This window comes from Desulfotomaculum copahuensis (assembly GCF_001655685.1).
Lineage (GTDB): Bacteria > Bacillota > Desulfotomaculia > Desulfotomaculales > Desulfovirgulaceae > Desulfotomaculum_G > Desulfotomaculum_G copahuensis.
The window spans coordinates 127,538-147,520 of record NZ_LYVF01000002.1 but is presented as its reverse complement, the minus strand read 5'-3'; the positions used below and the strand labels follow the sequence as shown (position 1 = coordinate 147,520).

General features: G+C 52.7%; 22 protein-coding genes and 1 pseudogene. 16 read left to right on the top strand and 7 right to left on the bottom strand.

Annotated features, from left to right (window positions below; all coding sequences use genetic code 11):
- A pseudogene (locus A6M21_RS00655) lies at positions 1-309 on the top strand (arsenite methyltransferase); the annotation flags it as partial.
- Positions 310-439: 130 nt separating this feature from the next.
- Here the strand turns inward: A6M21_RS00655 and A6M21_RS00650 are convergent.
- Entirely contained in the window at positions 440-1,219 is a 780-nt protein-coding gene (locus A6M21_RS00650) for a MerR family transcriptional regulator (RefSeq protein ID WP_066665938.1), read from the bottom strand.
- Between the two features lie 235 nt (positions 1,220-1,454).
- Between A6M21_RS00650 and A6M21_RS00645 the strand changes: the two genes are divergently transcribed.
- Complete coding sequence (locus A6M21_RS00645) at positions 1,455-1,706, top strand: CopG family transcriptional regulator (RefSeq protein WP_066665936.1); 252 nt, start codon at positions 1,455-1,457, stop codon at positions 1,704-1,706.
- 11 nt (positions 1,707-1,717) lie between these two features.
- Entirely contained in the window at positions 1,718-2,113 is a 396-nt protein-coding gene (locus A6M21_RS00640) for a type II toxin-antitoxin system VapC family toxin (protein ID WP_242868715.1), read from the top strand.
- A gap of 55 nt (positions 2,114-2,168) precedes the next feature.
- Here A6M21_RS00640 and A6M21_RS00635 read toward each other — a convergent pair whose 3' ends face one another.
- The 3 genes from A6M21_RS00635 to A6M21_RS00625 are packed head-to-tail and all read right to left on the bottom strand — an operon-like array spanning position 2,169 to position 4,416.
- On the bottom strand, positions 2,169-2,957 hold the full coding sequence (locus A6M21_RS00635; protein ID WP_066665929.1) for a lantibiotic immunity ABC transporter MutG family permease subunit: 789 nt from the start codon (positions 2,955-2,957) through the stop codon (positions 2,169-2,171).
- Positions 2,957-3,721 (bottom strand): lantibiotic immunity ABC transporter MutE/EpiE family permease subunit, encoded by a 765-nt coding sequence (locus tag A6M21_RS00630; protein ID WP_066665927.1) that lies wholly within the window; start codon positions 3,719-3,721, stop codon positions 2,957-2,959. Before A6M21_RS00630 ends, A6M21_RS00635 begins: the two co-directional genes overlap by 1 nt.
- A complete protein-coding gene (locus A6M21_RS00625) occupies positions 3,718-4,416 on the bottom strand; it encodes a lantibiotic protection ABC transporter ATP-binding protein (RefSeq protein ID WP_066665925.1) in 699 nt (232 codons plus the stop codon). Before A6M21_RS00625 ends, A6M21_RS00630 begins: the two co-directional genes overlap by 4 nt.
- 238 nt (positions 4,417-4,654) lie before the next feature.
- Between A6M21_RS00625 and A6M21_RS00620 the strand changes: the two genes are divergently transcribed.
- From A6M21_RS00620 to A6M21_RS00610, 3 genes are all read left to right on the top strand, one after another.
- Positions 4,655-5,350: a response regulator transcription factor gene (locus A6M21_RS00620; RefSeq protein ID WP_066665923.1), complete on the top strand. Its 696-nt coding sequence runs from the start codon at positions 4,655-4,657 to the stop codon at positions 5,348-5,350.
- Positions 5,347-6,795: a sensor histidine kinase gene (locus A6M21_RS00615; protein WP_161485971.1), complete on the top strand. Its 1,449-nt coding sequence runs from the start codon at positions 5,347-5,349 to the stop codon at positions 6,793-6,795. The genes A6M21_RS00620 and A6M21_RS00615 overlap by 4 nt, the downstream gene beginning before the upstream one ends.
- Positions 6,796-7,166: 371 nt before the next feature.
- Positions 7,167-7,727: a uracil-DNA glycosylase gene (locus A6M21_RS00610; protein ID WP_161485970.1), complete on the top strand. Its 561-nt coding sequence runs from the start codon at positions 7,167-7,169 to the stop codon at positions 7,725-7,727.
- Positions 7,728-7,839: 112 nt separating this feature from the next.
- Here the strand turns inward: A6M21_RS00610 and A6M21_RS00605 are convergent, their stop codons facing one another.
- Entirely contained in the window at positions 7,840-8,211 is a 372-nt protein-coding gene (locus tag A6M21_RS00605) for a metallopeptidase family protein (RefSeq protein WP_066665911.1), read from the bottom strand.
- A gap of 241 nt (positions 8,212-8,452) precedes the next feature.
- Between A6M21_RS00605 and A6M21_RS00600 the strand changes: the two genes are divergently transcribed.
- The 5 genes from A6M21_RS00600 (at position 8,453) to A6M21_RS00580 (ending at position 11,564) form a co-directional block, all read left to right on the top strand.
- The gene (locus tag A6M21_RS00600; protein ID WP_066665906.1) at positions 8,453-8,854 is read left to right on the top strand and encodes a DUF2089 domain-containing protein; all 402 of its coding nucleotides are present in this window, start codon (positions 8,453-8,455) and stop codon (positions 8,852-8,854) included.
- Between the two features lie 4 nt (positions 8,855-8,858).
- Complete coding sequence (locus tag A6M21_RS00595; protein ID WP_066665904.1) at positions 8,859-9,275, top strand: SHOCT-like domain-containing protein; 417 nt, start codon at positions 8,859-8,861, stop codon at positions 9,273-9,275.
- Positions 9,265-9,588 (top strand): hypothetical protein, encoded by a 324-nt coding sequence (locus A6M21_RS00590; RefSeq protein WP_151191731.1) that lies wholly within the window; start codon positions 9,265-9,267, stop codon positions 9,586-9,588. Before A6M21_RS00595 ends, A6M21_RS00590 begins: the two co-directional genes overlap by 11 nt.
- 15 nt (positions 9,589-9,603) lie before the next feature.
- Positions 9,604-9,975: a phage holin family protein gene (locus tag A6M21_RS00585; RefSeq protein ID WP_066665900.1), complete on the top strand. Its 372-nt coding sequence runs from the start codon at positions 9,604-9,606 to the stop codon at positions 9,973-9,975.
- Between the two features lie 86 nt (positions 9,976-10,061).
- Positions 10,062-11,564, top strand: coding sequence for a phytoene desaturase family protein (locus tag A6M21_RS00580; protein WP_161485969.1), 1,503 nt, complete (start codon positions 10,062-10,064; stop codon positions 11,562-11,564).
- Here A6M21_RS00580 and A6M21_RS18565 read toward each other — a convergent pair.
- Complete coding sequence (locus tag A6M21_RS18565) at positions 11,497-11,853, bottom strand: hypothetical protein (RefSeq protein WP_161485968.1); 357 nt, start codon at positions 11,851-11,853, stop codon at positions 11,497-11,499. The two genes, A6M21_RS00580 and A6M21_RS18565, sit on opposite strands and share 68 nt — an antisense overlap.
- 305 nt (positions 11,854-12,158) lie before the next feature.
- Here A6M21_RS18565 and A6M21_RS00575 point away from each other — a divergent pair, with 305 nt between their 5' ends.
- From A6M21_RS00575 to A6M21_RS00565, 3 genes are all read left to right on the top strand, one after another.
- Positions 12,159-12,863 (top strand): ABC transporter ATP-binding protein, encoded by a 705-nt coding sequence (locus A6M21_RS00575; RefSeq protein WP_066665893.1) that lies wholly within the window; start codon positions 12,159-12,161, stop codon positions 12,861-12,863.
- Complete coding sequence (locus A6M21_RS00570; protein WP_078060278.1) at positions 12,863-15,226, top strand: ABC transporter permease; 2,364 nt, start codon at positions 12,863-12,865, stop codon at positions 15,224-15,226. The genes A6M21_RS00575 and A6M21_RS00570 overlap by 1 nt, the downstream gene beginning before the upstream one ends.
- 118 nt (positions 15,227-15,344) lie before the next feature.
- Positions 15,345-16,511 carry an efflux RND transporter periplasmic adaptor subunit gene (locus tag A6M21_RS00565; RefSeq protein WP_201721806.1) on the top strand — a complete coding sequence of 389 codons (1,167 nt, stop codon included), beginning with the start codon at positions 15,345-15,347 and terminating at the stop codon, positions 16,509-16,511.
- A gap of 48 nt (positions 16,512-16,559) precedes the next feature.
- On the opposite strand, the gene A6M21_RS00560 is transcribed toward A6M21_RS00565, so the two are convergent.
- The gene (locus A6M21_RS00560) at positions 16,560-17,705 is read right to left on the bottom strand and encodes a glycosyltransferase family 4 protein (protein WP_242868718.1); all 1,146 of its coding nucleotides are present in this window, start codon (positions 17,703-17,705) and stop codon (positions 16,560-16,562) included.
- Positions 17,706-18,002: 297 nt separating this feature from the next.
- Here A6M21_RS00560 and A6M21_RS00555 point away from each other — a divergent pair, with 297 nt between their 5' ends.
- Both A6M21_RS00555 and A6M21_RS00550 read left to right on the top strand, forming a co-directional pair.
- Entirely contained in the window at positions 18,003-18,758 is a 756-nt protein-coding gene (locus A6M21_RS00555) for a DUF2334 domain-containing protein (protein ID WP_066665885.1), read from the top strand.
- Between the two features lie 3 nt (positions 18,759-18,761).
- Positions 18,762-19,970: a glycosyltransferase gene (locus A6M21_RS00550; RefSeq protein ID WP_066665883.1), complete on the top strand. Its 1,209-nt coding sequence runs from the start codon at positions 18,762-18,764 to the stop codon at positions 19,968-19,970.
- The last annotated feature ends 13 nt before the right edge of the window (positions 19,971-19,983 follow it).

Sequence of the window (19,983 nt, the reverse complement as noted above, 5' to 3'; positions counted from 1 at the left end):
AAACCCGGCGGCCGGTTCGCCGTGTCGGACATATTGCTGACCAGGTCCCTTCCTCTGAAGGTGCAGCAAGACCTTATGGCCTGGGCGGGCTGCGTGGCCGGTGCCCTGCAGGAGAAGGAATACCGCGATAAACTGGCCGCCGCCGGATTTGCCGGTATAGAGGTGGAGATCACCAGGGTCTACGATCTTACCGATCCATTGGCGGAGTCAATCCTTTCCGGTTTATCCGAATCCGAACGCAATGAATTAAACGGGGCAGTGGTCAGCGCCTTCATCCGGGCCAAAAAGCCATATGGCAGGCGGGATTAGGAGCACTTGATTTAATCTATTCAGGGGATGAAGCCGGCTATAGCTAGAAAATGATAGAGGGGTGGCCTTTGGACCACCCACGCTATCCCCGGAAAACCCTGGCAGGCAAGAGCTATTTGCATAAAATAATTTACACTCCCCGCTTTTCCAGGCTGTCACTGTAGACGGCCATAGCCTGCCGCATGAACTCCGCCATCCCCGGGCGCAACCGTTCGTAAAATGCAGTGAAGCGACTGTCCGCCACATACATTTCCCCCAGACCCCGGAAGATCTGCGGTGTGCAGGTGTAGTACCGCTCGTTGATCTCCCGGTAGCGTTCCCCGATGGCTTCCTGCACCTCAGTGTCCGCCGGGTCCTTACCCGCATCCATGGCGGCTGCCACCCGCCGGTAAATGCTCATTTCCTGCTCATGAATGGCCCGCCAGTCCGCTTCCGTGTAACGCGAGGTCTTCTCTCCGGATTCTGCAACCAGTTTCGGATCATACTTCTGCCGGGCCTCGTCCCGGTACTTTTCTTTGGCCTCCTCGATTTTCTTCATATCGAAAGGCGCGAAAAATTCTTTTCCGGTCATGCTCTTACCCCTTTCCAGATTTTCCAGCGTGGTATCCACCAACCCGATCAATTCCTCCAGCCGCTTCTTTTTCTCCAGCAAAAGCTCCCGGTGTGCCGCCAGTGCCTTCTTCCGGTCAAAATCCGGCCGGTCCAAAATTACCTTGATTTCCTCCAGGCTAAACTCCAGTTCCTTGAAAAAAAGTACCTGCTGGAGCTTATCAATGTCGGCGTCACTATAAAGCCGGTAGCCGGCCGGAGTAAGTGAAGCGGGTTTCAAGAGGCCAATTTGATCATAATGGTGCAGGGTGCGAATACTTACCCCTGTCATGTTTGCCACCGCCTTTACGGTGTATGCCATTTTCCTCGCCTCCGGATTAAGCATAAACCATGACGTAACGTGAGAGTCAATATACTTTTTAAAATTATCCGCGGGGCCGTACCGGGTGGCTGATAAATAATGCCGGATTTAAATGTGCTGATGGAACAGAACATGTAAAAATGTATTGGCGTATGTTTGCAAGCGGAGGCATTGCTATTTTCCGCCTTTTCATGTAAAATAATTACATGAATCAAAAGTGGTGGTGAATCAATTCATGAAAAAAATCCCCTTGCAGGTGTACGTGGACCAGGCTTTGCATCAACAATTGTGCTTGATTGCAAAAAGAAAAAAGGTATCCCAGGCGGAACTAATTAGAAAGTACCTCTACCAGGGTCTGCAAAAGGAGCCCGGCTTACATGATCCCGCCCTCGACATTATCGGCCTGGGTTCCGGCAAAACGCCGGATCTCTCCGAACGGCACGACCAATATCTTGTTTTGCGGGAAAAGGAAAACTGGAAAGCTTGAAGCGAATATTTGTGGATACTTCCGCCTGGGTAGCGGTAACCAACCGCCGCGATCAGTATCATGAAACAGCCGGCACCTTTTATAAAGGGATTTTTAAAGAATATCATGAACTTCTGACCACTAATCTGGTGGTAGCCGAAACATACATTTTATTAAGGCTGGATTGTGGCCCGAAGGCAGCCCTGGGTTGGTGGGAAAGAATTGCCTCTTCACTAAAGGTTAAAATCATTTATACTGATCCTGAACTTACCGGGGAGGCAATAATAATCTTACGTAAATATGACGATCAACCCTTTTCCCTAACCGACGCAGTTTCTTTTGCTTTGATGAAGAAAATGAAAATTACAGACGCCTTCGCTTTTGATGTTCATTTCACTACTGCCGGGTTTGTTCAATTACCCCAATAATGTTTTTCTGGTTTTTTATGGAATGGGGGAAGGGTAATGACCGGAGAGCTTTGTTTTATTCATAGATCTTCCGGCCTTCCCATTTCTTAAACCAGGTTATGCCGCCAACCAGCACAACGATGAAAAAAACGGCAGCGGGAATAATCCCTTTAATGGTTTCATGAATGGGATAACCTGAAGCGATGCTTGGCGGTGGAACCTGCATGCCGGGTTGATATAGTAAATAGATGCCGGGGAGTATGGATAATCTCGCCGGCCATGCCCACGGCAAAAACTGCCAGATCCGGTTACCCAGGCTTGTACTCGCAAGAGCCGCTATGAGCAGACCGCCGCCGCCAATGCCGATTGATGCCCCCATTCCCCAGGCCAAACTTGCCCACAGTTGCATGGCCAGCAGCGGTAAAGTACCCAGTGCAGCCATTATTGCCGCTGCGATAAAAATGGGCCAGGGGGCGGGTATGTTTAAGAGGCAATCTGTTCCGGCCACCAGTAACAATGTCCCGAGCAAAGTACTTGCCGTTGACAGCATTATGAGCAGGAGCAGTTTGCCCAGGTACAGGCTGGTGCGCGGCAATTTACTGCCGAGAAAACCATTGAAACTGCCCGCCAGTTCCTCCTGGTGAATTATTATCCCCGGCAATAAGCCGGCGCCCAGGGGAATGACTATTGTCGCCCATAAGCCAAAGAACCATTGAAATACACCTGTTGACGAATCAGATACGGCTGGTTTTAACGAAAAATACCAGATAATTACTGCCGCTGTAACAACGGGTGTTAACAAGGTCAGCCAGCGCACAGATGTACGTTTTGTTTTCAACCATTCGGCAGACAGAATTGGGAGCATCAAAGCACCTCCCTTTTGTTAAACCACCAGGCTGTTATGGCGGTAAAGATGAGCAAAGCAGCCAGGGATACTGCGAATCCCGGGAGGATTACCGCGGGATCGAGCAGTCTGCTCCCTGGTTCCAGGAGCGTCCCGTTGGGGTGTACACCGATGATCGGGCACATTAGTCTGGCCGGCCAACTCCAGGGTATATAGATCCAGTATGCCCTGGGTGCAGCCGCAACCCCCGCTATCAAACCCAAAATCCCCAGGGTCATGCTGGCGACGATGCCTGGCCAGGTCGCCGCCCACAATTGCAATGGTATGATGGCCAGCGATACAAACCAGATGGTAAAACCACCGGCAAATATCTTCAGCCAGGGAACAGCGCCGCCGGCTGTAATCAGCCCGGAAATGATGATGCTGATCATCAAAACCAGTGTGGCCAGCAAAGTATGTCCGGCCATGACAATGATTTTGCCCGTCCAGAGGGCAACCGGCGAAACATTATGCATACGCAGGCCCCGGTAATTGCCGGCCCTTTTTTCCTGTGCCTGCACCAGGGCGGCAAACAGGGCTGTGCCAAGGGGGATAAAAATTACCGGCCAAATGTTATAAATCTGATCAAGGAGCAGCTGCCACGGTCTTAAAAATAAATGATTAGCGAGCATGAGAAATTTCTGCGGCAAGGCAATAATGGTAAAAAACAACGGGGCCAGGACGATCAGTTTTCTGGTAAACGTACGTTTATATTTCATGTATTCCGCCTGGATTATATTGATCATTTTTTCGCCCCCCTTACCGCCTGCATAAACAGTGCTTCCAGATCCTCGTCATGGCTGATTGCGCCCTGGTATTTCAGTTTGCCGTCACTGATGATACCAATGTGGTCCACGAGTTGGGCAACTTCTGTCAGTATGTGGCTGGATAGAATAACGGTCATTCCTTTTGCCGGGAAAGAGCGGATTAGTTCACGCAGTTCCTGAATGCCGAAGGGATCAAGACCATTCGCCGGCTCATCAAGAATGAGTAATTCCGGGCTGCCTAAAAGGGCGATGGCGATGCCCAGCCTTTGCTTCATGCCGGTGGAAAACTGGGCGGCTGTTTTTGAGCCCGTATTCTTTAAGTCGACCGTTTCCAGCACCGCATCAATTCTGTCATTGGGCAGCCCCATCAACTTTGTATGCACCAGTAGATTTTCCTGGGCGGTTAAATTTCCGTATAAAGCAGGGGACTCAATCAGCGCTCCGATGCGTTCCAGATGCTTTCTTTGCCATGGTTCGCCGAAAACGGTAATTTCTCCATTGCTGGGGCGCAAAAGCCCGGTGAGCATCTTTAAAGTGGTCGTTTTCCCCGCCCCGTTCGGGCCCAGCAACCCGTATATCGAGCCTGCCGGGATCTGCAGGGAAACACCGTTTACAGCCGGCTGCCGGCCAAAATACTTCTTTAAGTTTCTGGTTTCAAGCAGGTATGCCGTCATTTTTTCCTTCCTCCCTACAAATTTCTTGAACGAGAAATAGCTTAGCAAATAATTATAAAGAATTCATAAAGACCGGGGCGAAAGCTATAAAATTCACTTCCGGGGATTTGCAGCATAACTCCTATTAATCCGTTAGTCATGACATGACATTCCTTGATGGTTTATACTGGATGGGATAAGATATAAGCAGGATCGGGAGCTGTTGATCCCACTTGAGATGATCGGCAGGTGTGCCATTATGTCAGAAAAAATCCTGGTGGTGGATGATGAGGAGGAAATAGTGGCTTTCATTCGCGACGCCCTGACCGATGAGGGCTACCAGGTCTGGACGGCCGGCAATGGGGAAAACGCAATTGCTGCCGCAAAAAAACAACCGGATTTGATTATTTTGGATATCATGCTGCCGGGGTGTGACGGGTATGCGGTCTGCCGGGCCATTCGCGACGAAGTTTCCTGCCCGGTTATTTTTTTAAGCGCCCGGCAGGGCGAGGACGATCGTGTGCGGGGGTTGGCCACCGGTGGTGACGACTACATGGTCAAGCCTTTCAGCCTCCGGGAACTGAAGGCGCGGATCAGCGCCCACCTGCGCCGGGAGAGGCGTTCTATGGACCGCCGCAGCCGCAGTGTATTGCGTTTTGACGGACTCACCCTGGATTTAAAGGGTCATACCGTTTGCTGGCAGGAGAAGAATATTCCCGTGACGAACCGCGAATTTGCCATCATGGAGTTTTTGGCCCTGCACCCGGAGCAGGTGTTTTCCAGAGAGCAAATTTACGAAAGAGTATGGGGGCTGGAAGCGGCCGGTGATTCCAGCACGGTAACCGAACACGTGAAAAAAATACGGGCCAAACTGGCGGCGGCAGGATGCCCGGCCCCGGACGGCTATCTGGCCACCGTTTGGGGAGCCGGCTACAAATGGAGGCGGCAGCGGTGAGCATAGCCAAACTTCCCCTCAAACACCAATTCATGATCAGCTTTGTTTTGGTGCTGCTGCTCAGCTTTATCACCACCCTGGGCATTTGGGGCGCCGCCCTGCTGGTTTGGCGTCAGCTTCCGGTTTTACCCGCCAACTATTACGAAAAGAAGCTGCCTGCCGTTGAAAAATACATTCAAGAGCAGGGGGTGTTTCTTCTGGACCCCGCGCGCCGGACCGCCCTGGAACAGGTTGTCCCGGGGGAAGGGATGCAGTACCAGGTACTGGACAGGGACGGGAATATTCGCTATGGTACTATTGCCGGTCCGGTAGTGGGGAGCGGGGCGGAATTAATCCGGGTATTGAATACAAATAAAGTTACCGGTGATCCTTTCGCGGCAACAGTGACCAGATTCGTACCTTTACTTGCCAACGGGCACCTGGCCGGCGCCGTGGCCCTGCGCTACCGGTTGCAGGCAACGGCAGCCAATCCCGGTCAGAAATACTGGCCGGGGTTGCTGATACTGGGGATGGGGCTGGCCCCTTTTGCCTCCTTTGTTTTTTTCACTTACTGGGTTGCCCGGAGCTTTTCCCGGCGTTTAAACCGGCCGGTGCGGGAACTGATTACTGCTGCGCAGCGCATCCGGCGGCAGGACTTGGATTTCACCATCAGTTACGAAGCCAATAACGAAATCGGACAATTATCCCGGGCCTTTGAAACCATGCGGGACGCCCTGCGGCAATCCCTGGTCCGTCAGTGGCGGGTGGAGGAAGAAAGGCGGGAGATGATCGCGGCGCTCACCCATGATCTGCGGACGCCATTGACCATCATCCGGGGTCACGTCGAGGGGCTTTTGGAAAGGGGCGGGGAACATCCGGAGCGCCTGGAAAAATACCTGCAAACGATCAACCGCAACACCGGGCGGGTAATCCGGTTGGTGAATGAAATGCGGGCGGTGGCGGAAATAGACGCGCCGGAGTTTACCGTGAACCGCCGTCCGGTGGATATACCGGCTTATGTAGCGGAGAAGGCTGCTTCTTACCGGGAAATGGCGATGGCGGAGGGAACCGGCTTTACGGCCAGGCTTGACGACCAAAGGGCCAATAACCGGCCCCTGGCGCTGGATCCGGATCGTCTGGCGGAAGTCCTGGACAACCTTTTCAGCAACAGCCTGCGTTTTACGCCCCGGGGAGGAAACATCAGCTGGGAGGTTAATTTGACGGAAACTGAGCTGACCATGACTTTTTGCGATTCCGGTCCCGGTTTTGCCCCGGAAGACCTGCCCAACGTCTTTAAAAAGTTCTACCGCGGGGCCGGCGAAAGTTCGCGCTCAAAAGGCCACTCCGGCTTGGGGCTGTATATCGCTAAAACCCTGGTGGAAAAACACGGGGGTACGATTGCAGCATTTAATGCCCCTGCCGGCGGGGCCTGCGTCAAAATCAGCATTCCGGCAGTGACTCCGTGAACAGCCTTCCCGGTATACCTGGAGCTCTAATGGCGGTCTGTCAGTGTGCGCAAAAAATAAGACGGGATATTTCTCCGGCAGTAAAGATTCGTAGTGTCAGTCCGGGAATACAGGTCCATGCGGCTGTTAAAGGGCTTTTCCGGCACGAATTTATATACCATGGCTGGAAAAATGTCAATTCATCATTTGCAATGCGTGTAAAGGACCGGTATCGTATGAAGCGTTACAGAAGACACGGTTCAAAAGTCACGGTGGCAATCGCAGGGAGCCGGAATTGGCACTGTCTGCAGAACATGGAAATTATACTGGTATAGGCACTGCGTTTACAGGCAAAAATGCTTAACAAATAATGTTTACCCGGAGGTATGAAATTGGCCGTAATTTCGCCGTGGCCGGAGCTCACTGCCCCGGTTGAAGCCCGGGAATGCGCCAGGTGCGGCCTGGCCGGCCAGCGGAAGCGGGTAATCTGGGGGGAAGGGACCCCCGGGGCGCCGGTCATGATTATTCTGGACAATCCGGGGGCCAGGGAAGACAAAGAAGGGCGCCCTTTTGTCTGCGGCACGCGGCTCGCCCTGCGGGAGGCGATGGAAAGGGGCGGGCTCAGACCGGAAGACGTTTTTCTGACGTTTTTGCTCAAATGCCGGCCTATCCGCTCCTACGACCGGGAGAGTTCGCGTTCCGCCTGCCTGCCGTACCTGAAAGAACAAATTATGGATATGAGGCCCCGCCTGCTTGTTTGCATGGGCAACGTGGTTACAGGGACACTATTTTCCGGCCATGAGGTGAAGGACCTGCGCGGCCGCCGGTTGGCATACGAAAACCTGCCGGCGCTGGCAACTTATCATCCCCTTGCCGCCCGGCGCCGGCCCAACCTGCTTAAACTCATCGCGTCGGATCTGGCTGATGCGGCGGAATACTTGAAGCGTGGTTAAAATCTTCAGATGCCCCTTCTTATGGTTGTGAGCGCATGTCAATATATTAACTTTGTTGGTGAAAGAAAAAGACGGATTACCTTTCAATAATCAGGCACCCGGGATCGGTTCATTAAGCCTTCCCGGCCTGCCTTTTAAGTTCTTGCCACATCCTGATGTCCTCTTGGCCGAGATCATCAACTCCGGCCAGACCCTCCAGGTGGTGCTGGATTTCGTGCAGAATGGTTGCCCATAATTCCTTTTCCCATACGTGCCCGGGTTCCCCTTTAAAGAGGGCGGCAAAGGAACCGTGGTAAATAACTACAAAACAGCCCAGGCCGTACGGATCATCAACGTACTCGCCCAGGGTGTAGACACCGTCGATTTCTGGATCGGGCACGGCATCCTCAACGACAACGATCCCGCCGTTTAAACCGCGCAGAAATTTTGCCGGTATCTTTTCCACCAGCTTATCCGCCAGTTTTTGAAAACGGTCGATGTTCACAGTGATCCCTCCCCGGCCATCGTGAAAAGTGTAACAAATATTAACGCCGTGGTCAATGGGATAACCTCCGCGCCGGACAGTTCCGGCCCCAAAAGGTGCCCGGTTCAATGGCCGGACAATCCGGTATTAATATAATTAATAAGTGGCTTAAAAATATTAAAGTTAGTATTGACAAATTTAACTGATCATACTAGAATGGGTTTAATTCAAAAAAGCCGCGGTCAATGAAGAGGGTGAATGGGTGAAATTCAAGGCGCCAAATTGCTGTCCGGTTTGCGGACACGAGATGATGATCAGCAGCCTCTCCTGCAGCTATTGCCAAACGCGGATTGAGGGCAGCTTCACTCCCTGCAAGTTCTGCAAGCTGCCGGTCGAGCAGCGGGAGTTCATCGAAGTCTTTCTCAAGTGCCGCGGCAACATCAAGGATGTGGAAAAAGAACTGGGTATTTCCTATCCCACGGTTCGCAACCGTCTCGACGGTGTGATTCAGTCTTTGGGCTATAAAGTGCAAAAGCATGAGGACGGCGAAAAAAGGGTTTTGAAACAAGATATTCTTAGCGCATTGGAAAAGGGTGAGATCTCCGTCCAGGAGGCCGCCAGGCTGCTGAAAAAGCAGCAGTCAAATAAATTGGAAATGAGGTAAAAAGATGAGTGATGAGAAGAGTAAACTCCTGCAGATGGTGCGGGACGGAAAAATTTCCGTTGAAGAAGGAGCGGAACTTCTGGATGCGATGGACGAACCAGGGACAAAGCCTTCAGGAGCGGAGAAAGAGCTCAAAGACCGTTTTCTGCGGGTGCACGTGGACAGCGCCGAGGCGAAAGTCAATGTCAACATTCCGCTCAGCCTGCTGAAGGTGGCTTCCCGCCTTGGAAACATGATTGCCGGCCTTATACCCGGCGAAGCGCGCCGGGAAATGGCGGGGAGAGGGCTGGACTTGTCAAAGATTGACTTCGAAGAACTGATGAACCTGATTAACCAGGGTCTGGAGGATGGTAAGCTGGTTGATGTGGACATCGAAGATCCTGTGAAGGGAAGGATCAGGGTGGAGATATATGTGGAGTAGACGGCAGAGCCTTTTCATGCTGATCGGGGTGTCCCGGGGCGGGTTTCACCGGCTGGTCATTCCCGTCCCGTTGTTCGTCCTTGATCTGACCTTGGCCGCTTTCTCCGATCTCGCCCGCCTGTTCGATCTGCTTGCCACGCGGCGACTGCGCGGCATGCGCAATGACCGGGGCGAATCCGGCGCGGGCCGGATATCCGTGGAATCGATGCTGACGGTCTGTCTGCAGCTGTTCCGGGAAATGCGCAAGTACGGCAGATTTCGCCTGGTGGAAGTGAGAGCCGGCAAAAACAGGGTATCCGTTGAACTTTATTAAGTTGAGGTGGACCGGATGAGCAGGCTGGTTCTCAGGATCGCCGCCAATTCGCTTGCCTTGTATGCGGCCGCGCTGGTTGTGCCGGCAGTGGTCTTGAACGATATATGGGCGGGGCTGTTGGCCGGGACGGTGCTTACAGTGCTGCATGTGCTAATCCGTCCATTTCTGTTGCTGGTTGCCCTGCCCGTTAATCTCATCACCCTCGGCCTGTTTACACTGGTCATCAATACCTGGATGGTGATGTTGACGAACTGGATAGTCGCGGGATTTGCGGTTCCGGGGTTCTGGCCGGCCCTGGCCGTTTCCCTGCTGGTGACTCTCTTCAACCTGCCTTTGAACCGCTTGAACCGCTTGGGCCGTTGGAACGGCAAGCCGCCGGCCTGCTAAAAGACGGAACGGCTGCCCGGGTGGAAAGGGGAATCAACCCCGGTTGCTGGAGCGCGGGCCATGCCCGGCGAAAGGAGATTTGTTCAGTGAAAAAGATTATCATCATTGGTTCCGGTATCGGGGGCCTCACGGCAGGTAATTTGCTTGCCCAAAAAGGGCATGACGTTACTATATTCGAATCCCACCGGACGCCCGGCGGTTATACCGCCGGTTTTTGCAGAAACGGTTTTTATTTCGAGAGCGGCACTTTCGGCCTTGAGGCTTCGGCTACGGTGTTCAAGGCTATGAAGGACATTGGCGTATATAATAGAATCGAGTTTGTGCGGCATCAAACGCGCTGGGTTGCCGCAGATTTTGATGGCGTCCCCGGTTCCTACAGTGAATTCAAGGAGATGCTCTATTCCGCGTATCCGCGGGAAAAACAGGGACTTGACGGCTTCTTCAAGGAAACCGACCGTATGGTGGCCGCCATGGGCGATATGGATAAGCCGATACCTTATCTTTACAGCGGGGTTCCCTACCTGGTGTCCATATTTTCATACCTGACCGGTGCCATAAAAAACACGGGCGTGATGAAAAAATACGGGAACATGACTACGTCGGGATTTGCCGGCATTTTTTTTGAAAAAGACTCCAAGTTATACAGGATGTTTTCCAGGACGGGCTATTATGCCGATATGGCGGCATTTCTCATTGCAGGCGCCATCTCGGGGATAATCTATGATTACTGGACGGTCAAGGGGGGTATGCAATCCTGGGCCGATATTCTGGCGGATAATTTTCAAAAACAGGGCGGCAGGCTTTTGCCGGCCTCCCGGGTTGAGCGCATAATCACCAAAGACGGTGCTGCCGCAGGGGTTTTATGCAATGGCGAAAAAATAAATGCGGACTACATTATTGCGGCATGCGATTATAAAAAGACAATGTTGAATCTGCTTGATCAAAAAAACCTGATTTCAGAACCAATGCGTGAAAAAATAAAAACTGCTCCGGTATCGGAAGGGGTGTTTACAGTATATCTCGGCTTAAATATGCCCGCTGAGGAAATGCGTGGGCAGATGCTCGTCCCTCACGTTATCTTCCTTGATTTGAATTCGAATTATGATATTACTGATTCCGCCGATGAACGATTTTTTGAAAAAACGTCTTTTAATTTGTACTCACCATCAATGGTAAACCAGGACCTCGCTCCACTGGGAAAATCCTCACTTATGCTCCAAACAACCGTCCCTTTTCAATGGATGCAAAATTGGGGTGGCGGCAATAGGGAACTTTACAGGCAGCTAAAATACAAAGCCATGGAAACGATGATAGACAGGGCTGAAGCTATCATTCCCGGGCTCAAAGGCGCGATCGATTATAAGGATGCGGCCACCCCGTTAACTTATGAGAAGTTTACCCATAATACCGCTGGGGCCACATCCGCCTTCAGCTGGAATCCTAAAAAGAGGTTTTATAAAAATACCATGGGCATAGAGGTAAAGACCCCGGTGAAAAATCTTCTGATCGGTTCTTGCTGGGCTAATCAGATCGGCGGTGTACCCGGGGCCATATCTGCCGCCTACCGGTGTGCGCATATAATAAGATAGGAAATCTCCTGATAGTTTCTTCCGTCCAACTGGCCGCCACGCCATAGATGTCCTCATCTATCCGGGCACACCACCACTGCGGGTTTAGTTCTTTTTTCAACGGCACCAGCTCACCGGGAATATCCTGCTCAACTGTGAAGACATTTGTCGCCAGATTGATCGCTTTTATATAATAATTCCCGGGCAGCTTCCCGATAACTATCCGGTCACTATGATGTGTGACCGGGTTTTGTCTTAAGGCCGGAATGCGGATGACTTGAAATAACTGCGAACGGGCTGGTTTGTCCATAAGCCGGCCTCCTGCTGCGTTAATAATGACAATTATATTCATTCAGGCAAAATTTGTCCAGGAATAACCAGGGTTAAGGTTGTATGTTCCCGCCAGCGGACGTTGTATATACCACTGCCACCCAAAAACGGGAGGCATGCCAGTGACAAATGCAATAAAAACGAAACCGCCAGCCATATAAAAGAAGGAATGTATCCCTCCCTTTGTGGAATTTCCCTTTAAATGAATTTTGCGGGAGGTTAGCAGACGGACTTCAGTTCCCCTGTGAATTAAATCATAATGATGGCACGGGAAGAAGGTGAGTCGTGGACACAGTTCTCAAGGCCCGGAACCTAACCAAATATTACCAAATGGGCGAAGTGAAGGTGGAGGCGTTAAAAGGGGTGGATTTTGATATTTATGCCGCTGAATTCATCGTTATGCTCGGACCAAGCGGTTCTGGAAAAAGTACCATGTTGAACATTATCGGAGGCATGGATACTCCCAGTTCCGGTGAAATCTATTTCAAGGGCAAGCCCCTGCACGGCGCTTCGGAAAAAGTATTGACAGAGTACAGAAGGAATGCGGTCGGGTTTGTGTTTCAATTTTATAACCTCATGCCCAATTTGACTGCCTATGAAAATGTGATGCTTTCGGTGGAAATCGCTCAAAATCCTTTGAAAGCGGAGGATGTTTTGGAGCAGGTGGGGCTTGGCGATCGAGCCGGGCATTTTCCGGCGCAGTTGTCGGGCGGCGAGCAGCAGAGGGTGGCCATCGCCAGGGCTGTTGCCAAAAACCCTGAACTGCTTTTGTGCGATGAGCCTACGGGGGCGCTGGATTCAGCCACCGGAATCCAGGTACTGAAAGTGCTTAAAGATTTTAATGAAAGATATAAAAAGACAGTGATCGTCATTACTCATAACGCATCGATCGCGCAGATGGCGAACCGGGTTTTTTATTTGAAAGACGGGAGACTGGAACACATTGACAATGTTGCCAATCCGGTACCCCCTAAAGAGGTGTCATGGTGATGCTGACAAGAAAAATGTGGCGGGATATCGGCGAAAATAAAATGGCTTTCATTGCCTGCGCCGTTGTCGTAATTATTGGTTTGACGGCTTACACCTCAATGCAGATGGCCAAAGACAACCTTTTTAGGGCCGGGGACAGTTTTTACAGACAATATCATTTCGGCGACGGTTTTGCAAAAATAAAAAACCCGATGCCGTCTTCACAAGTTGAAAAACTGAGTGACATCCGTGGTATTGATCAGGTTCAGGGACGACTGGTGGAGGATGTCAGGGTCACCGGACTGGACGAACGCAGGAATATATATTTAAGGCTGATTTCGCTGCAGGATCAAAAACCGTATATTTTAAACGGGGTTAAGGTGTTGAAAGGGGCCATGCCTGAAGAAAACAGCAAGGCGTTACTGCTCGGTGACAAATTCTTTACAGCCCACCGGCTTGCCCTGGGTGAACCGCTGACTGTGATCATAGACGGGAAAAAGGTTCAGTTGAAAATTGCCGGAACCGGCCAGAGCCCTGATTTTGTTTACGCCATAAGGAATGCACAAAATATTCTCCCCGACCCGCAGGCCTTCGATGTGGCATATTTACCCTACGAGGTGATGGATGGTTTGTTCAACCGGCAGGGCGCGGTCAATGACCTTTCATTTGCCTTGAAACCGGGTTTCAAGTTCGAAGACGTAGAGCAACCGCTGAAGACGGAACTGAAAAAATACGGCCTGGAAAGTCTTGTTTCCAGGGCCGATCAGGCCAGCAATGTCATGCTTACCGAAGAATTAAAGGGGCTGGAAAAATCCGCCCGCAGTGTGCCGGTCTTGTTTCTGGCGATTGCAGCCATCATCCTGTATATTATGCTTAAGAGGATGGTGGAATCCCAACGGGGGCAGATCGGGACATTAAAGGCATACGGTTACAGAAATCATGAGATCATCTGGCACTATTTATCCTATGGATTGATAGTCGGTCTGGCGGGTGGCATACTGGGCGGAGTCTCCGGCGCGGTACTCTCAAATTCAATGACAAAATTGTATCAACAATACTTCAGTCTGCCCGGTCTTACCGGGAAATTTCCACTGCAGTATTTTTTTTCCGGAATATTATTTGCGCTGGGGTTCAGCCTGATTGCATCTTACCAGGGAGCAAAAGCTATCTTAAAATTAAAACCGGTTGACGCTATGCGTCCACCGGCGCCTTCATTTAAAAGCAAAACCCGGCTGGAAAAACTCCCCGTGGTTTGGGCCGCTTTTACAGTTCAGGGGCGCATGGCTGTCAGAAATATGATCCGGAATAAGGAGCGCAGCTTCTTTACCCTGATCGGGATAGTATTTACTTACAGCATGATGGCGGCCTTGTGGTCCATGTATAGCATGGTGGACACAATGGTTCTGGATCAATTTTACAAGGTGCAGAAAAGTGATGTTAAAATAAGCTTTACCAAACCGCTTCCTTTGCCTGATGTGGTGGAGGAATTGCAAAACACTGGCGGTGTCAGGCGTATTGAGCCTTTGGTGGAAGTGCCGGTGACCCTGCAAAAAGATTACCGGAAAAAGGATGTGACAGCTTTGGGGTTATTGCCGGATGCGGAGCTTTTTACTCCCGTTGACAAACTGGGCAGTCAAATAAAAATACCTGCCGGCGGTATACTGCTGTCCGAACAGACGGCCCGGAAACTGAAAACGGGGCTCGGCGACCGGATCAGGCTGGAAAGCATATGGGCCAGGGAATCTCCGGTTTATGTGCAGGTGGCGGGAATCGTCCCCCAGTACATAGGTTCCAATGTCTATATGGACCAAAAGGCGCTGCTTGCGCTGCTCGGGCAGGGGGATATGGCCACGGGGGCGCTGATTTCCATGGATCCCGGGCAGATTCCGGGATTGAAGGAAAGGTACGGCACTTCAAAATATGTGGACAACCTGGAGGAAAGACAGCAGAGTATTGATTTATATAAAAAATTGATGGACAACAACAAAACAACTCTATTGCTTATGGTCCTGATGGCAGTGGTCGCCGGTTTCGCCATAGTGTATAACTCCAGCATCATTACGCTGGCGGAAAGGGAAAGGGAACTGGCTTCCCTGCGTGTCCTGGGCATGCGTCCGAAAGAGGTGATGGAGGTTGTTTCAGTGGAACAATGGTTTATTGGCGCCTTTGGCGTACTGGCGGGTGTGCCTTTTGCCCTGGCCATGAATCAAGGCATTGCCGGCGGTATGAGCAGTGATCTTTACACCCTGCCCGGAAGGACCAGCCCGGCCGCCCTGTTTCTGGCTTTGCTGGGGACGGTGCTGGCAATATGGGTGGCGCAGTTTTGGGTTTTCCGCAAAATAGCGAGGCTTGATCTGGTGGGAGTGTTAAAAGAACGGGAATAAGGTCAAGGGGTGAATAAACATAAAAAAGTCATTTAAGATGGTACCGGTTATCATGCTCCTTGCTATGGCGGCGGCATATGCGGTCTATAACACCCAAAAACCTCTCAAGGCGGAGATTGTGGAAGTAAAACCGCAGACAGTAGCCCATGGTTTTAAGGAGGAAGGCATTGTTGAAGCGGCCCTGGATCGCTCTGTTTATAGTATGGTTAGCGGCGAAATCATAAGCCTTCCCGTCAAAGAGGGCCGGCATGTATCAGCGGGCGACCTGCTGGCCCGGTTGGATTCCAGGGATCTGGAATATCAACTGGCTCAATTAACAGCTCAGCGTAACAGTCTGGCCGGACAGGAATTAAAATCAAACCGGGAAACGGGTCAGCAGGTTGACCAGCAGCAGCTTGCTGTAGAAGAAGCAAAGCGGCAATTGGCGAAGAGTGAAAACGATTATCACCGGGTTAAATTTCTTTATGACTCCGGCGCTGTGGCCGGAACAGAACTGGAAGCCGCTGAAAATACGGTGAAGCAGTGGCAAAACAATCTGGCCCGGCAGGAGTCGAAGTTGGGGTACTTGCAGGAAGAGGCCGGATCCGGGGGGGCCGTTGCCGGCGGGAGCACTGCCGACAGGCAATACTATCAGGGGATGATCGATGCGGTGGAGGCACAAATAAAACAAGTGGAAGAGCAGATTGCCAACTGCCGGATCACCGCCCCTGTTGACGGCGTGGTGCTGGAACTGGATGCCAGGCAGGGAATGGTGGTTTCCCCGCAGGTTCCGCTGATGAAGCTTGCCGGCACCGGCGGCTGCGAGATCAATGCCTATGTGCTAACGGAAGATGTGCTCCCGGTCAAAGAAGGAATGCCTGTTACCATTACACAAAAAAGGAAGGACGGCGATTACCGGTTCCAAGGGATCGTGCAGGCAATCGCTCCGGCCGCGGTTGAAAAGGTGTCGGCACTTGGGCTTGTGGAGCGCAGGGTGAAAGTCACCATTCAGCCCAAAGGGAAACCTCCCGAATTGCGGCCGGGGTACGCACTGGATGTGCAGTTTACGGTGCTGAAGCAGCAAAACAGACTGGCGGTGCCCAAAACGTGCGTCTTTCCCTACGCAGGCGGGGACGCTTTGTGGGTGGTGAGGGATGGCCGGGCTGTAATCCAGAAAGTGAAAAAGGGCATGGAAACAGATGAGTTGCTAGTCATCGAACAGGGCCTTCGGAATGGCGACAAAGTTGTCAAAAACCCCCAACTAGAAGGGTTGAAGGAGGGGAAAAGAATAATTGTCGCCGCTTGAAAATGCCGGTTGGCGGTGTTTTCACGGCGGGTAGACATGTCCGCCGGGTCAGGCGCTGAGCGAGCCGGCTTTTACAGGATGCCGCGGTGAGGCCAGTACCGTCCGGTAGCTGTCCAGCAAATTGTCCAGCAGTCCTTCCCACGATTGTTTGAGGGCATACTGCCGGGCCTGCCGGCCGAGCGCGTCACGTAATTCCTTGTTTTGGGCCAGTTTGAGCATGGCGGCGGCCAGTTCGTGGTAATTGCGCGGACGGCAGGCGAGGCCGTTGTAACCGTCAAGGAGCAGGTTCTTAACCCCGCCGGCTGCGGCCGCCGCCACTGGCAGGCCGGAGGACATGGCCTCCAGGACCACGTTGCCAAAAGTCTCGGTGGTGGAGGGAAAGACGAAAATGTCGCTGGAGGCATAGATGGCGGCCAGTTCCTCGCCATGCCGGTAGCCGGTGAAGACAACCTCGTGACCGTGATTTTGTCTCAGTTCCCCCGCCAGTGGTCCGTCCCCGGTGACGACCAGTTGCGCGCCGGGCAAGCGGCGGCGCACTATCCGCCAGGCGTTGAAGAGGACGTCCAGATCCTTTTCCGGGGCCAGGCGGCCGACATAAAGGAAGAACAGCTCTTTGCCCGGCGCCAGCTTGTCAAGCAGATTGCTTCTTTTTTCCGGGGCAAAAAGACCGGTATCGATGCCGCGTCCCCAGATGGTTAAATTGCGGAATCCCTTTTGGGCGAGCATGTTTTTGACGGCCGGGGATGGACAGTAATTCAGATGGCATTGATTATGAAACCAGCGCAAATACAGCCAGGCCCACCTTTCCAGAAAACCCGCCTTGTAGTAGGCCAGGTATTGGGGAAAATTGGTGGTATATGAGGCCACCACCGGCAGGCGGTGATCGCGGGCATATTTCAAACCGCAAAGTCCCATGGAAGACTCCGTGACCAGGTGAATCAAATCCGGTTTGAATTGATTCAGTTTTTCGCGCAGGTTGGGATAGGGTGGGAGGGTGATTTTACATTCCGGATAGAAGGGAAGATCAATACCGGGAAAGGTATGTACATTTTCACTGTGTTCCTGCGAAGGACCGCAGTCGGGGGCAAAAATCAAATGTGGTACATTCCGCCGGCGTAGGAACAATGCTATCCGGTTGACGGTGCGGGCCACGCCATTTACTTGCGGCGGGTAGGTGTCAGTAAAAATAGCCACCTTCAAGAAAAGCCACCCTCCTTTTTATAAGCAGTTGCTTTGTTCGCAAAAAAGCTACTTCTTATTTTAATTTTCCGCCTGGGCCTTTCTTTGTGATTGTGCTGAAAGAAATCACAACTTCTAATTAAAATATAGCTTTTTAGTATTAAAATAGTATTATTGGCGTGCTAAGATTTAGTTAAAGATAATAACGCTAATTTAACTAAAACTGCATATACCTTTAACCCAATTTTAGCTTTTATTTGTTATTATTTTACTGGGACGGTATAAGGCTTGCCTGCCGGGAGGTAAGACGTTATGTTTGTAAACGTATCCCTGCATGACGTGACACCTGCCTATGAAGCCGAAATAAAATGCCTGTTTGATTTGATCCGGGGGGCGGGTGTGACCAGGGGAAGTATGCTGGTGGTGCCCGATTTTCACGGCCGTGCGCCTTTGGAAGCGGATGCCGCTTTTGCCGGCTGGTTACGGGCACGGGCCGCGGATGGCTGGGAAGTGGTGTTGCATGGATTAACCCACACCGAAGCGCCGGACTGTATTGATCGAGGCACGTGCGGACAAAAGCTGATCTCCCGGTACTATACAAATGGTGAAGGTGAATTTTACCGTTTGTCCGGGCTGGCCGCCCGTACCCGGATCGAGTCCGGGCTGGCTGTGTTGACCGCCTGCCGTCTGGCGCCGGCCGGCTTTGTCGCCCCGGCCTGGCTGCTGGGCGGGCGGGCACGGGCTGTGCTCGATGAATTCAATTTTTCATTTACCACCACTTTGACCGGTATCCATGACTTGAAGTCAGGCGTTTATCATGCTGCACCGGCGCTTTGTTTCAGCAGTCGCTCGTCCTGGCGCGCCGCCCTTTCGCGGCAGGTGGTGCCGGTGCTGGCCGCTTTTTGGTCCCGGCGGTTGATGGTGCGCCTGGTCCTGCATCCGGCCGATGCCCGTCAATCCGCCATTTTGAATTTAGCCGCGCGGCTTTTACGGGGAATGCTGGCTTGCCGCCGCCAGGTGACTATCGGGGAGTATCTGGAGCGGGCAAAAACCGGCCGGGAGGTTTGAAATATGAAGATTTGTGATCTTACCAATTTCTATCACGAACAAAGCGGCGGGGTGAAAACTTATCTGCATCAAAAGATGGATTACATCGCCGATTGCCGCGGTGTGGAGCACCTGGTCATTGTCCCCGGGGCGGCAAACCTGGAAAAAAGGCGTGGCAACAGCACCATTCAGCGGCTGAAAGCACCGGAACTGCCTTTTGCGCGGCCCTACCGGCTGATTATGGATGCCGGACGCGTTGATGAACTGCTCGGTCAGTTCAGCCCCGATATTATCGAAGTGGGCTGTCCCTATTTTCTTCCCCTGGCTATTGCCGCCCGGCGTAAATATCACTGCCGTCTGGCCGGGTTTTACCACAGTGATTTCCCCCGCGCCTACGTGCGGACAACCGCCCGGCTCATCGGCCGGATTCCGGCCGCCATGCTGGAAAAAGCGGCCTTTGCCTATGTGCGTGCCATGTACCGGCGGATGGATCTTACTCTGGCCCCTTCCCTGGCGGTGGCGTCGGCACTGGTTCGGCACGGGGTCGGGAATGTGCAGGTTTTGTCACTGGGAGTGGATATGAAAAATTTTCATCCCGGGCTGCGCAGCCGGTGGCTGCGCCTGCGCCTGGGTATTGCCCCGGAGCAGGTGCTTTTGTTGTATGTGGGCCGCTTTGCGCGCGAAAAGGGGCTCGATGTCCTGATGCCGGCCTTTGAGCTGTTGTCCGCGCAACACCCCGGCCGTTACCACCTGCTGCTCATCGGCGGCGGGGCGCTGGAAGGGGAGTTGCGGGAATGGGCGGCCGGGCGTGCCGTTACCGTGGGCGGTTATTTACCGGCGGATCAGGTGGCCGCGGTCTATGCCTCGGCGGATCTCTTTGTCACCGCCGGCCGGGCGGAAACCTTCGGGCTGACTGTTTTGGAGGCCCAAGCGTCCGGTCTGCCGGTGGTGGCGGCGGCGTCCGGGGCGGCCGCCGAGACGGTGGCCCCCGGCGCCGGAGTTTTGATCCGGCCGGACGACCCGGCCGGCCTGGCGGCGGCGATTGCCGGTCTGCCGACGCAAAATCTGCGCTCCCTGGGCCGGCAGGCCCGGCGGTATGTGGAGGTCAACTACGGATGGGAGAAGACTTTTCGCAAGCTGTTCGCCTTTTACCGGGAACTGCTCGGATTCCGCCGGCAACCGTTGGCGGAAGCACCGTCCGGCGCTACCGGCCGGAAGATCGCCGGGGCGTAAGGGAAGTTTGTGC